Here is a 14,075-nt window from a genome sequence, read left to right on the forward strand (position 1 = left end):
CTAGAGCCAGGTCGCGAATCGACGGATGAACATTCCCTTGGCCACCTGCGTGACGACGCAGTAAGCCGCGAGAGTGAGGACCAGCCACGGGAAGTAGTTCCACGGCAGTGAAACCAACCCGAGGGAATGGCCCCAGGACGTGAACGGGAACACCAGCGCGAAGACGCAGGCGGCGCCCGTGCTGAGCAGTACCGGAAGCGAAGCACGCGACTGGATGAATGGGATCTTGCGGGTGCGGATCATGTGAACGATCAGCGTCTGCGAGATCAATGACTCGATGAACCAACCCGATTGGAACAGCGCTGCATGCTCGGGAGAGTTGGCAGCGAACACGAACCACATCAGCGCGAAGGTCGAGATGTCGAAGATCGAACTGATCGGGCCGATGAACACCATGAACCGGCGAAGGCTCTTGGTCTCCCACTTGCGGGGCTTCGCGAGGAAGTCGTCGTCGACGCGGTCCCACGGGATCGTGAGCATCGAGAGATCGTAGATCAGGTTCTGCAACAACAGAACTACGGGAATCATGGGGATGAACGGCAGCAAGGCACTGGCGACGAGCACCGAGAAGACGTTCCCGAAGTTCGACGACGCAGTCATCTTGATGTACTTCTGGATGTTTCCGAAGGTACGACGCCCTTCGATGACTCCTTGTTCGAGTACGCCGAGGTCCTTCTCCAGCAAGATGATGTCCGCGGATTCGCGGGCGATGTCCGCCGCTGTGTCGACGGAGATGCCGACGTCCGCCGCCCGAAGTGCGGGTGCGTCGTTGACACCGTCACCAAGGAAACCAACCGTGTGGCCGACCCGGCGCAGCGATTCGACAATGCGTGCCTTCTGCATCGGATCCGTCTTCGCGAAGACGGTTGTCCGCTGCACCAACTCGTCGAGGGCGTCGTCGTTCAACGCTTCGATCTCGGCGCCGGAGACCACGGTCCCGACATCGATACCGACTTTGCCGCAGACGGTTTCGGCGACCAATTCGTTGTCACCCGTCACTACCTTGACCGCGACTCCGTGGCTCGCGAGGGCTTCGATCGCCCCGGCCGCAGATTCCTTCGGCGGGTCGAGGAAGGCCAGCAGTCCAACCAGGGTCATACCCTCTTCGTCGGCCGTCGAGTACTCGCGGCGCTGCTCTTCGACGACTGTCTTGGTTGCCACCGCAAGCACTCGCTTGCCCTGACCGTTCAGTTCCGCGACCAGACGGTCGACTCGGGCCAGCCATCCCGGCGTCAATTGGTGGGTCACCCCGTCCAGTTCCACCGATTCACAGACCGAAAGGAGCTCTTCCACTGCACCTTTGGTGACGATCAGATCGGCGTCGCCGTGGTCGACCACCACGGAGAGTCGACGGCGCTTGAAGTCGAAGGGAATCTCGTCCACCAACCCGTGCCGACGCGAGATCTCCTCGACCACTTCGGGACCGGCGGCCTCGATCACCGCGTCGTCGAGAAGACTGCGCAATCCGGTCTGATTCACGGAATTGACTGCCGCTAGCCGCAATACGTCCTCGGACTTACGTCCGGCAGTATCGAGATGCTCACCGAGAACGATGCGGTCCTCGGTGAGAGTTCCGGTCTTGTCCGTGCACAGAACGTCCATGGCGCCGAAGTTCTGAATCGCGTTGATCTGCTTGACGATCACCTTCTTGCGCGACATGTGGAGCGCACCCTTGGCCAGGTTCGCAGTCACGATGAGCGGCAACATTTCGGGGGTCAACCCCACTGCGGTGGCGACGCCGAAGAGTAGTGCTTGGCTCCAGTCCTTGGTCAGTCCGTTGATGATGAACACCGCGGGAACCATGATCAGCATGAACTTGATCAGCAGGTAGCTGACACTGCGCACCCCGACGTCGAAGCTGGTTTCGGGTCGCTTGGACGCCAATTGTGCTGTCATGGCGCCGAAGTAAGTCCGCTTGCCGGTGTGCACCGCGACGGCGGTGCCGCTGCCCGACACGACGGAAGTACCCATGAACCCGATGTTCTCGGCCTCGAGCAGCCGATCGACGTCGATCCCCGTCGACGGTTCCGCCGACTTCTCGGCCGGCATCGACTCACCGCTGAGCATTGACTGATTGACCTGTAGATCCTTGGCCCGGATGATGCGGACATCGGCCGGGATCATGTCGCCTGCGGCAAGCTGGACTACATCACCTGGCAGTAGCTGCTCGATCGGAATCTCAGCCGTGACCACGGTGTTGTTGATCTTGCGGGTGGCCGCGACAGTTGTCGTGACCATGGCCTTGAGTGCCTCGGCGGCCCGAGTCGAACGGTATTCCTGCCAGAACCTCAGGGACACACTGACAAAGATCATCAGCCCGAGGGTGATGATGCCCTCGTAGGAGGGACCGTCTTCCGGGTCTGCCCACACCACGTCGGTCCCGACCATGATCAGGGCGAGGAACACCAGGATCAAGATGAACGGATTCTTGAAAGCTTGCGCGAACTGCACGATCGCCGGCGCCGGGCGATCGTGGCGGACATCGTTGCGCCCGTATCGCCGACGAAGATCGTCGATCTGATCGTCACGAAGGCCGTTGGCCGTCGTAGTCAGATCTGCGAGAACGGTGCGCGTGTCCGAGGCCGAGTAGTCGACCAATTCCTGTGCGCTTTCTCTTGCCAGGACCGTTGAAGGTGTTTGTTGTGCACTGTTTCTCGTGGGCCGTGGCCGCAATGCGAGAACGGAAAATGACATGACGAATCTCCTCGACTGCCAGCGCGCACGGGACCATGCCAGTGCATGAGGGCAGCAGAATGCGCTGAACGACAACGGAAGTCGTCAGCGGACGCGACAAAGCCGCGCAGATGAAACCGAGGGTGCGAAGGTCAGAGACTGACGAGCAAAATGCCGGGGTGAGCACCGTCGGTAAGAACAGAAGGATGGGTCGAATATCGACTCGGCGGGTCGTCCACGATGGTCACCTCCTGAAAGTTCGGGGCGTCCGTTGACGCCACACAAAGTACATGCACAGCACACGCCAGGAGAACCGAATATCGACGTACTCTCGCCTTCGCCGGAAGAAACCGGCATCAAGCTGCGAAAACACCTCCACGTCCGAGTTTTGGCACTGCACGACGTGTCCCGATCAAGACCGGGAAGCCACTTTGGATCACCCCTTAAGCCGGGGAGATCTGTCCTAACCTTGGGCGTCTCTCGACGTCGTGAGATCAGTGGCCTGTGTTCGTGCAGAAGCCTCACCTAACGAGGTACTGCACCCAGAGGGTAGTTCTCAAATCTGTTGCCTGTCAACCGAGCAACTCAGACGGCGGGCAATCCTGCCCGTGCGACGGCGCCGGCGAAGAGTGCCGTCACGGCGGCACCCATCACGCTCTGATCAACTTCTTCCGGATCCACCGAGTGCTCGAGAACGAGCCCGGATATCAAGGCCATCAACGAGATTGCAGTGGTCCGCACATCGAAGGAATCGTCCACTCCCCATTCGCGGGCACGTTCACCGATCAACTCCACGAGTTGACTGCGCAAGTGGCGACGCTCACGTAAGTACGCCTGAGCGATATGCGGATCACGTCCGGCGAGCACTCCGAATTCGAGGACGAGCAGTGACCACCCCGGGTCGTCGACCATCCACGTTGCAATGGCCTCGCCACCTTTGCCTGCCGCGTCGGCCGGGTTCATCCCGGCGATCTCGGCAAGCACACGGCCGGCCAGTTCGAGAGACCGTTGCGCGAACAGTTCGGCGAACAGATCCTGTTTCGACTCGAAGTTGGAGTAGACAGCCCCCTTGGTGAAGCCCGCTCGGCGAGCAACTTCAGTGAGACGTGCAGCACTGAATCCGCGCTCCGCAAACTCTTCCGCCGCAGCGTCGAGCAGTCTTTGCCGCACCACGTCACGTCCGGGGCGGGTTACCGGCGTCCAGTCCGGTTGACGAGATTCAGTCACGATACCTAGAGTATTCAATACCTCGGGTATTGACAAGCTCTTTACTTTCGACAAGATCAGGACTCTTTCGTGACCACTACGCATCCGGCACACGCCGCACCAGACAACAGCTCCACCCACGACGAACACCACCACGACAATCTGCTGGTGAAATACGGCGCACCCAAGGTGATGGCCGCGCTGTTCGTCGGCGTGCTCCTGCTGCAGATGGGCTTCATCCTCAGCTACGTCGCCGCCTTCCATCAGCCGACTCCGCGAGACATCGAAATCGCGGTCATCGCCGATCAGGGCACACCGGACGGCATGGATCAGCAGATCGCCGACAAACTCAATGCCATCGACGGCAGCCCGCTCGACGCTCAGGTGGTCGACAGCACGGCGACCGCTCGCCGCATGATCAACGACCGCGAGATCCAGGGCGCGTTTGTCATCAATCCGGCCGGACCGGACACCCTGATCACCGCGAGCGCGGGCGGCAGCTCCATCGCGACATCACTCGAAGCGGTGTTCACGAAGGTCGAGGCGACGCAGGACCGACAGTTCGTCGTCCGCGACGAGATCCCCGTCGGAGCGCACGACAACCGCGGCCTCTCCGGCTTCTACCTCTCGGTCGGCTGGGTCGTCGGCGGCTATCTCCTTGCGGCAGCCATCGGACTGTTCATCGGTGCGCCGAAGACCCTCCGCCAGGCAAGCGCACACACGGGCGTGATCGCCATCTACTCGATCATCTCGGGAGCCCTCGGCGCCCTCATCACCTCACACGTGCTCGGAACTTTCGCGGGCCACTGGTTCCCGCTGTGGATCCTGGGAACAGCCGTGGTGTTCGGCACCGCCATGTTCACACTCGGATTGCGCGCTGCCATCGGCGTTCTGGCAGTCCCGCTGGCTATCGCCGTCTTCGTGATTCTCGGCAATCCCAGTGCGGGAGGCGCATTCGGCTCCAACGTGATTCCCTCGTTCTATGCCGCCATCGGCCGATGGATCACACCCGGCGCCGGCACCGAAGGCGTGCGGAGCATCGTCTACTTCAACAACGTCGGCGTCGGCCAGCCTGCTCTGACGCTTTTCCTGTACGCACTGATCGGTGCGGTCATGCTGTTCGGCTTCACGATCCGTCGCAACCGAAAGTCCACCGACACGACGCCGACTCCAGCTGTGGCGAACGCCGACTAGTCCTAGTCTGAACTCATGACGAGCCTCCTCCACCCCAACGCCTCGCACGTCGCCGAAACACTGATCTCACGGGGTCACCACGGCGTCATCGTCACGCAGCCCGAAGCCACGCACACCGCGGCCGAGGCAGCGGCGGCCGTCGGGGTGGAGGTAGGCGCGATCACCAAGTCGCTCGTGTTCCTTCTCGACGACGATCCGGTCCTACTGCTGGTCTCCGGCGCACATCAGGTCAATCTGAAAGCCACCGGCGAACGCCTCGAAGGCAAGCTCACGCGGGCGCCGCTGGAAATGGCGAAGTCGGCAACGGGCCAGCCGATCGGTGGGGTCGCTCCGCTCGGGCATCCCACCAACCTGCCCACCTACATCGATACAGCCCTCGAGCAGTACCCCGAATTGTGGGCTGCTGCCGGGCACCCGAACACGGTCTTTCGCACGACGTACTCCGAACTCCTCCGAATCACGGCCGGCCTCGCCGTCGACATGGACTGACGCACTTCAGCCAACCCGGCCCGAACCCACTCAGACGTGCGTCCACCTATAGTTGGACGCACCATGTGCACTGCAACCAGGACCCCGGCCGGTAACCACTGGCGTCGACGACACGTAGATCTGTGCCGCACCGACGCATGTCTGTGTATGCCGAGCGCAGTCACCTCGACCACACCGCACACCTCGAGTTCCAGCCGGAGAGTTCCCGTTGTCTGACAAGCCGAATGCCGTTTCCAGCCACACCACCCCCGACGTCCCCGAAGTAGCAGCGACGCCCGAGTTGTCCACCGGCATCTGCGCCGGTGACTACCGTGCAGCGCTTCGCCGCCACCCCGCAGGTGTCACCGTCGTGACCCTCGATTCGGGTACCGGCCCGGTGGGTTTCACCGCCACCTCGTTCTCGTCCGTCTCCCTCGAGCCGCCGCTCGTCTCGTTCAACATCGCGGAGACGTCGTCGAGCATCAATGCGCTCAAGGCAGCCGAGTCTTTGGTGATCCACCTTCTCGGCGAACATCAGCAACATCTGGCCCAGCGCTTTGCGCGTAGCGCCGATCAGCGTTTTGCAGACGAGTCTCTGTGGGCAGTGCTCGACACCGGGGAGCCGGTTCTGCACGGCACCCCCAGCTGGATGCGCGTCAAGGTCGACCAGTTGATCCCTGTCGGCGACCACACGCTGGTCATCGGACTCGTCACGCGGGTTCACGCCGAAGAGGACGACGAATCCGCTGCCGCACCGCTGCTCTACCACGAGGGCAAGTACTACCGCCCCACTCCGTTAGGTCAATAGACAACTGTGCGCCTTTATTAACCGCCCGCGGTTAATAAAGGCGCACAGCAAGTTACAGCGCTACGTACTTGGTATCGAGATACTCGTCGATACCCTCGGTTCCGCCTTCACGGCCGAAGCCCGATTCCTTCACGCCACCGAACGGCGCCGCAGCATCGGAGATCGCGCCGCGATTGACGCCGACCATGCCGGTGTCCAGCTTGGCCGAGACGCGCATCGCCCGGTCGATGTCGCGGGTGTAGAAGTACGCCACGAGGCCGTACTCGGTGTTGTTCGCAGCCGCGATCGCTTCGTCTTCGGTGTCGAAACCGACCACTGCCGCAACGGGTCCGAAGATCTCTTCCTTCAGCAGGCGCGCATCGGCGGGCACCTGATCCAGAACGGTCGGGGCGAAGAAGAAGCCGGCTCCTTCGGGCGCCGATCCACCGGTGCGAACGCGAGCGCCCTTGGACACCGCGTCGTCGACGAGTCCGGTGACGGTTGCGAGCTGCTTGGTGTTGATCAGCGGTCCGATGTTGGTGCCCTCGGCGTCACCGGCGCCCACCTTCAAGGCCGCGACCTTGGCGGTGAACTTGTCGGTGAACTCCTCGCGCACCGAGTTGGCGACGTAGATGCGGTTGGCCGCGGTGCAGGCCTCGCCGCCGTTGCGCATCTTCGCGAGCATTGCGCCGTCGACAGCTGCGTCGATGTCGGCGTCGTCGAAGACGATGAACGGCGCATTGCCACCGAGTTCCATCGACGTGCGGAGCAGCTTGTCAGCGGCACCCCGCACCAACAGCTTTCCGACGCCCGTGGAGCCGGTGAAGGTGACCTTGCGCAGACGCGCATCTTCCATCAGCGGTCCACTGATGGAGGCCGCGTCGGACGTCGGGAGGATCGAGAGCACACCGTCGGGCAGACCGGCATCGGCGAACACCTGACCGAGGAGCTGCATGGTCAGCGGCGTGTCCTCGGCGGGCTTGACGATGATGGTGCAACCGGCAGCCAGCGCCGGTCCGATCTTGCGTGTGCCCATGGCGAGCGGGAAGTTCCACGGGGTGATCGCAAGGACCGGTCCGACGGCTTCCTTGGTGACCAGGATGCGACCGTTGCCGGCCGGAGCCTGCGTGAAACGTCCGCCGATGCGTACTGCTTCCTCGCTGAACCAGCGCAGGAATTCGCCGCCGTAATTGACCTCACCGCGGCTCTCTGCCAACGACTTACCCATTTCCAGGGTCATCATCAGCGCGAAGTCCTCGGCGCGGGCGTGCAGCAATTCGAAGGCGGTGCGCAGGATCTCGCCGCGTACACGTGCCGGCGTGGCCGCCCAGTCTTCCTGCGCCGCAGCGGCGAGGTCGAGCGCACGGATACCGTCGGCAGCGGTGGCGTCGGCTACCTGGGCGAGTTCCTCACCCGTTGCCGGGTTGTAGACCGCAAAGGTCTTCTCGGCCGGGACGAGCTTGCCGCCGAGCCAGAGACCCTTGGGTACCGAGTCGAGAAGATCCGAGACGTTGGACATGTCAGTTCCCCTGTGCTGCAGTGCGAATAGCGGTCTCGAGGACGGTCAACGCGTCGTCGAGCAGCTCTTCGGAGATGACCAGCGGCGGGAGCAGACGGATGACGTTGCCGTAGGTACCGCAGGTGAGGATCACGACGCCGGCAGCGAGGCATTCGGCGGCGATCTTCTTGGTGATATCGGCGTCCGGCTCCTGCCCACCGGGCTTGACCAGCTCGATGGCGAGCATGGCGCCGCGACCGCGAACGTCACCGATGACGTCGAGTTCCTTTGCCAGTGCGTTCATTCGGCCGACGACGGTCGACTCGATGGTGCGTGCGCGGCCACAGAGGTCGAGCTCGCGCATCTGGTCGATGGACGCCAATGCAGCGGCGCAGGCGACGGGGTTACCGCCGTAGGTGCCACCGAGGCCGCCGGGGTGGACGGCGTCGATGAGCTCGGCGCGGCCCGTGACAGCGGCGAGCGGCATGCCGCCTGCGATGCCCTTGGCGAGAGTGACCAGGTCGGGAACGATGCCCTCGTGATCGCTGGCGAACCAGGCGCCGGTACGAGCGAAGCCTGCCTGAACCTCGTCGGCGATGAAGACGACGCCGTTCTCCTTGGCCCACGCGACGAGCGTCGGGAGGAATCCTTCTGCGGGAACGATGAATCCGCCCTCGCCCTGAATGGGCTCGATGAGGATGGCGGCCGTGTTGGCAGCACCGACCTGCTTCTCGATCATCGTGATGGCGCGCTGTGCGGCCTGCTCACCCGTAATCTTGGAGCCGTCGACGTTGAGGCCCTCGCGGTACGGGTAGGACATCGGTACGCGGTAGACCTCGGGGGCGAACGGACCGAAGCCGCTCTTGTACGGCATGGACTTCGAGGTCAATGCCATCGTGAGGTTGGTGCGGCCGTGGTACGCGTGGTCGAAGACGACGACTGCGTCGCGACCGGTTGCGTGACGGGCGATCTTGACGGCGTTCTCGACGGCTTCTGCGCCGGAGTTGAACAGCACGGAACGCTTCTCGTGGTCACCGGGGGTGAGCTCGGCGAGACGCTCGGCGACCTCGACGTAGCCCTCGTACGGAGCGACCATGAAACAGGTGTGGGTGAAGTGCGCGACCTGATCCTGAACTGCGGACACGACGGCCGGGTTGGAAGCGCCGACGCTGGTCACCGCGATACCGGCACCGAGGTCGATCAGCGAGTTGCCGTCGACGTCGACGATGACTCCGCCGTCTGCGTCGGCGACGTAGACCGGGAGGGTGGATGCGACGCCGGCGCCGACGACCTTCTTACGGCGTTCGGCGAGCGCAGCCGAGCGCGGGCCCGGGAACTCCGTGACGATGCGACGCTCCTGCGGAAGCCGGTATTCGATTGCACTCATGTGACCACCCTCTCGGTTGTGTATTGCATTCGAGTATGCGACGCGCGAAGCATCGCAAGCACTGCCGAAATGGATACCCGAAGCTCCAGGGCTACTCCATATCGGCAACGACAGCTAGCCTTGATCAGGTGACGGTTCCGATCTCGTGGCTCTTGCGCCAGAAACACCTCTCGCTGGCCCTGCTCACCGACCGAGCAGCTGCCACCCACCCCGTCACGTTTGCGCAGGCCACAGAGCTGACGGACCCCACCCCGTGGCTTTCCGGCGGCGAATTGGTGCTCACCACCGGGCTGGCACTGGTGGGCGCGGACGCCACCGACTACAGCGAGTACATCGACCGTCTGGCCGCCGCAGAAGTATCGGCTCTGGGTTTCGGGACCGGCCTTTCCCACGAGAGTGTGCCCGCAGACCTGATTGCCGCCGCCCGCAGTCGCGGGCTCCCCCTGCTGGAAGTGCCGTTCACGACCCCGTTCGCGGCGGTCACGCGCGCGGTGATGACCCGTCTGAGCCAGCAGGAATACGAATCGGTACTCCGCGCGGCAGAAGTACAGACACGCATCACCCGCGTTGCGCTGCGCGGTGGCGTGTCGGCGATCGTGCGTGAACTGGCCACGGCCACAAAAACTTCGGTGGCGTTTGTCGGAGATCGGATCACCGCGGTGCATCCGGCAAACCAGAAGTCGTTGATCACCGAGGTTCGCGCGGTCGCGGCCACCACCCGCGATCCCAACGCTCCGGCGTCGATCTCGCAGAGCACACCCGAACGGACGCTGACACTGTCCCCCGTCGGCGTCACCGACAGCTGGCACGGCTACCTCGCCATGGCGGGCGCCGGGCCCCTGAGCAATATCGACAGAGTGTTGCTCGGGCATGCGGTCTCGCTGCTCACTCTCGAACTCGAGAAACCGGTTCGACTACGGGCCGAGCGAACTCGACTCAACGCCATGGCTTTCGGGCTCTTACTCGACGGCCGAATCCCCGAGGACGGTGTGCCGTCGTACTTGGACGAAGCGAGCGACACGCACGGCAATGTCCGTGTCGTCCACGTTCGCGGATCCGGACTCGGCCCTGTTCTTCGCGAACTCGACAACGCTCTCGCGCGAGCAGGCCGGCCGTTGTTCGCGCAATCCGAGGACGGTTCGCTGACCGTCCTCCTTCGCGGAACCGACACAATCGACACTGCCAAAACACTACTGGCGCAGCTCTCCCCCACCGAGGCGAAGACGGTGCGTGCCGGAATCAGCACCCCTCACCGTCTTCTGGACGCACCGCGCGCTCTCGTCCAGGCCCGCGCCGCGGCCAATCTCACGACTGCCACTGCCCGCATTCTCGAGTTCGACGCTCTGAGTGGTTCGACGATTCTGGCATCCGAGCCTGCCCGTGAGGCACTGATCGCAATGGCAGCGGACACCATCCCGGTGCTGACCGAACACGACCAGGCACACGGGACCGCACTGGTCGCGTCTTTGCGCGCCTATCTCGAGGCAAACGGCCAATGGGAATCGGCCGCATCCGAACTCGGTGTTCATCGGCACACCCTCCGAGGTCGCATCGCACGCATCGAGGAACTGCTGCAATGCGACCTCGGACAGGCCAGAGTCAGAGCCGAACTGCTGCTATCGCTACTCGCCTGGGAGGGTCGCTGAACGCTCCGCGGCGTGCACCGAAGCGAAACTGGACGCACCGCGAACGAGTAGTTCGAGTTCGGCGTCGACCGTGCAGAGACGGGCGGTGTCCAGCGCTCCACTGCGGCTCACGCTCGACATCAAAGCCGTGAACCGGCGCACCGCTTGCGGATTGGCGGCGGTCCACAACTCGACGACCTCCGGAATACCTTCACCGAGCGCTCCGGACACGAGGTCCGCGAAACGCGCCGTCAACCTGGCGTGGACGGCAGCGCTGCCCATGACCTCCCAATGCGAGGCACCGACGGCAACGTCGACGCCCCCGAGAACGTCGCCCAGATCGAGGGTGTCGGAGAGTTCCCGGTAGATCGCAGCCGCGGCCTGAACCGTCGTATTCTCCTGCAAAGCAATGTCAGCCAGGGCGAGCGCCCCGAAAGACGCCTCGATGCGGTCGCTGGCCGACAGCCCTTCGGTGAGAGCCCGCACCGGCGCGGCCCATCGATCGATGTCGGCTCGCGGGTTCACGGTGAACCGGCCGGCTGCTCCCGGACGACGCAACACCCAGCTCATCTCGGATTCCAACAACTGCTGCAAGCGATCGAGAGCCTGCAACTGCTCGGTGGCGCGCAGCTCAGAGTTCAAGATCTCGCGCCGAAGTTCCTCGGTGCCGAGCACTTCGCTGACCACTGCGTAGGCCAGAGCCGCTTCCGGACTGTGGACTCCGAGGTGTTCCTCCAGCCGGAACAGCACGCCGGGTCCGACGCGGTTGACCAGTTCGTCGACCACCGAGGTGATGATGATGTCGCGGCCCAACCGATGTGCGCGGACCGCGTCCGGTGCTGCCTCGACGACGGAGAGCGGGAAGTACTGCGGGAGACGATCGGCGAAGATCTGATTGTCCGGGACGGTCGACGCCCCCAATTCCGCCGTCAGCACGTTCTTCGACTGCGCCACCAGCACAGCAAGTTCCGGACGGAGTAGGCCCTGCCCGGCTCGCGCCCTGACCGCCAGCGCCTTGGCGTCCGGCAATGATTCTTCGAGGCGCTTCATCGCGCCCGCCGAGACCAGGTTCTCGATCAACCGTTCGTGCTGATCGAGTAGGGCGGGAGCGCGGTGCTCGGCCAGGCTGATCGCGAGGGTCTGATCTTCACTGGCCTCGAGTACCGATGCGGCTACCTCGTCCTGGGCCGCCGCAAGTAGTTCATTGCGCGAGGTCGCGTCCAACTCTGCGAGTGCGATCTTGATGTTGACCTCACGGTCCGAGGTAGCCACGCCGGCCGCGTTGTCGATGAAGTCGGCGTTGATTCGTCCTCCGCCAGCGGCATATTCGATGCGGGCACGCTGGGTGAAACCCAGGTTGCCGCCCTCACCCACCACGGTTGCACGCAACTCGTCAGCGCTGACGCGAACTGCGTCGTTGGACGGATCGGCCGCGTCGACGTTGCTTTCGGTCGACGCCTTCACATAGGTACCGACGCCGCCATTCCACAACAGGTCCACCGGAGCGCACAGGATCGCTCGGATCAGTTCCTGCGGAGTCAGCTTCTCCTCGGCGATACCGAGGACCTGACGCGCCTCGAGCGGAAGGCGGATCGACTTAGCGCTACGCGGCCAGACGCCACCACCAGGCGACATCACGGTGCGGTCGAAGTCGTCCCAGGACGAGCGCGGCACGGTGAAGAGGCGAGCGCGTTCGGCAAACGTCGTCTCGGTGTCGGGGTTCGGGTCGATGAAGATGTGGCGGTGATCGAATGCCGCGACCAAACGGATCTTGTGCGAGAGCAACATTCCGTTACCGAACACATCGCCGGACATGTCACCGATGCCCGCGACGGTGAACGGATCGGTGTCGACGTCGAGGTCACGCTCGGCGAAGTGGCGTCGAACCGCTACCCAGGCGCCGCGAGCGGTGATGCCCATCGCCTTGTGGTCGTAGCCGGCCGAACCGCCGGAAGCAAAAGCGTCGCCGAGCCAGAAACCACGTTCGACGGCGATGCCGTTCGCGACGTCGGAGAACCGTGCGGTCCCCTTGTCCGCCGCCACGACGAGGTAGGAGTCTTCACCGTCGTACTCGATTACTTCTGCCGGGTGCACCGCTGCGCCGTCGACGATGTTGTCCACCACGTCCAGCAAGCCGCGGATGAAGGTGCTGTACGACTCCTGCACCTGCGCCGGGGTCGGTGACGACGTGCCCCGAACCACGAACGCACCCTTGGCTCCCGAGGGAACGATCGGCGAATTCTTCACGCTCTGGGTCTTCATCAGACTCAGAGCCTCGGTGCGGAAGTCCTCGTATCGATCCGACCAACGCAGGCCACCACGGGCGACGGAGGAGCTACGCAAATGCACGCCTTCGACATTGGGTGCGCTGACGTAGATCTCGCGGAAAGGAACTGTCTTCTGCGGGGTGGAGAGCAACTGCGAGTCGATCTTGAACGACGCGTACGGCAGCGGCTCGCCGGCCTCACCGCGCAGGTACCAGTTGGTGCGCAGAGTCGCCTGCAAGAATGAACGCACACCGCGCAAGACGCGATCCTCGTCGAGAGTGTCTGCACCGTCGACTGATTCGTCGATGGCCGCCGCCGCGGTGGCCACCGCCGTCTCACGCGAACCTGCTACTGCGGGATCGAAACGCGCGGTGAAGAGTTCGATTGCCTGCCGTACGAAGAGCGGCTTCGCTGCCAACACTCCGACGATGTAGCTCTCGGACAACCCGATACGAGCCTGAGCGAGGAAACGGCACGCAGCGCGCAGCAACTCTGCGTCGCGCCACGTGATGTCTGCTCGTCCGATCAGACTGGAGAATGCGTCCATCCGGGTCTGTCCGGCGATGACGGCTTCGAAGGCGTCCGCCATCTTCTCCAGCGCACTGCCGTCGAAGGTGCTCGGCTCGAAGGTGAAGTAGTGTGCCGAACCCAGAACGGTCGGAAGCGGGCGGTGCGTCGAAACTCGGAGTCCGAGGGACTCGAAGTTCTCGCACAGATCGGAGAGGGAGGGCTCTCCGGACGGCCACAGCACCACACAGGTCAGATCGTCACTGTTCAGGGCATCGCTGGTCAAGTCGTCGCCCTGACGGAAGACGAGTCGCTGGCCCGCTGCTGCCAATTCGGCGACCAGTTCGAGCGCCGGGTCACCGGATCGATCACCGCCCGCGGGTCTCGATTCTGCAGCTGCGGTCTTGGTCGCCGATGATGTGCTCGCCATTGAACACCCTCCTGGAAATTATTGGATCCGAAC

General features: G+C 63.6%; 9 protein-coding genes and 1 riboswitch. Of the genes, 4 read left to right on the forward strand and 5 right to left on the reverse strand.

The window, feature by feature from the left end; genetic code table 11:
• Together mgtA and QM596_RS18615 are read right to left on the reverse strand one after the other, a co-directional pair.
• Positions 1–2,694 carry a magnesium-translocating P-type ATPase gene (mgtA, locus tag QM596_RS18610; protein WP_283309628.1) on the reverse strand — a complete coding sequence of 898 codons (2,694 nt, stop codon included), beginning with the start codon at positions 2,692–2,694 and terminating at the stop codon, positions 1–3.
• Positions 2,695–3,039: 345 nt separating this feature from the next.
• A riboswitch (M-box (ykoK) riboswitch) is annotated at positions 3,040–3,213 on the reverse strand.
• 45 nt (positions 3,214–3,258) lie between these two features.
• Complete coding sequence (locus tag QM596_RS18615) at positions 3,259–3,843, reverse strand: TetR/AcrR family transcriptional regulator (protein WP_283309657.1); 585 nt, start codon at positions 3,841–3,843, stop codon at positions 3,259–3,261.
• 126 nt (positions 3,844–3,969) lie between these two features.
• Here QM596_RS18615 and QM596_RS18620 point away from each other — a divergent pair, with 126 nt between their 5' ends.
• The 3 genes from QM596_RS18620 to dszD all read left to right on the forward strand — a co-directional run bounded on the left by QM596_RS18620 (position 3,970) and on the right by dszD (position 6,349).
• Positions 3,970–5,073, forward strand: coding sequence for a membrane protein (locus tag QM596_RS18620; protein WP_003941129.1), 1,104 nt, complete (start codon positions 3,970–3,972; stop codon positions 5,071–5,073).
• 15 nt (positions 5,074–5,088) lie between these two features.
• Complete coding sequence (locus QM596_RS18625; protein WP_019746727.1) at positions 5,089–5,562, forward strand: YbaK/EbsC family protein; 474 nt, start codon at positions 5,089–5,091, stop codon at positions 5,560–5,562.
• A 208-nt stretch (positions 5,563–5,770) separates the two neighbouring features.
• Positions 5,771–6,349 (forward strand): NADH:FMN oxidoreductase DszD, encoded by a 579-nt coding sequence (dszD, locus tag QM596_RS18630; RefSeq protein WP_003941189.1) that lies wholly within the window; start codon positions 5,771–5,773, stop codon positions 6,347–6,349.
• Positions 6,350–6,401: 52 nt separating this feature from the next.
• Here dszD and QM596_RS18635 read toward each other — a convergent pair whose 3' ends face one another.
• Together QM596_RS18635 and gabT are read right to left on the reverse strand one after the other, a co-directional pair.
• Positions 6,402–7,847, reverse strand: a complete 1,446-nt coding sequence (locus QM596_RS18635) for an NAD-dependent succinate-semialdehyde dehydrogenase (protein ID WP_283309629.1) — start codon at positions 7,845–7,847, stop codon at positions 6,402–6,404.
• A 1-nt stretch (position 7,848) separates the two neighbouring features.
• Positions 7,849–9,213 (reverse strand): 4-aminobutyrate--2-oxoglutarate transaminase, encoded by a 1,365-nt coding sequence (gene gabT / locus QM596_RS18640; protein ID WP_007727077.1) that lies wholly within the window; start codon positions 9,211–9,213, stop codon positions 7,849–7,851.
• 128 nt (positions 9,214–9,341) lie between these two features.
• Here gabT and QM596_RS18645 point away from each other — a divergent pair, with 128 nt between their 5' ends.
• On the forward strand, positions 9,342–10,859 hold the full coding sequence (locus QM596_RS18645; protein ID WP_283309630.1) for a PucR family transcriptional regulator: 1,518 nt from the start codon (positions 9,342–9,344) through the stop codon (positions 10,857–10,859).
• Here the strand turns inward: QM596_RS18645 and QM596_RS18650 are convergent.
• Positions 10,836–14,042 (reverse strand): NAD-glutamate dehydrogenase domain-containing protein, encoded by a 3,207-nt coding sequence (locus QM596_RS18650; protein WP_283309631.1) that lies wholly within the window; start codon positions 14,040–14,042, stop codon positions 10,836–10,838. The two genes, QM596_RS18645 and QM596_RS18650, sit on opposite strands and share 24 nt — an antisense overlap.
• Between the last annotated feature and the right edge of the window lie 33 nt (positions 14,043–14,075).

This window comes from Rhodococcus sp. IEGM 1406, assembly GCF_030056745.1.
Classification (GTDB): Bacteria; Actinomycetota; Actinomycetes; order Mycobacteriales; family Mycobacteriaceae; genus Rhodococcus_F; species Rhodococcus_F erythropolis.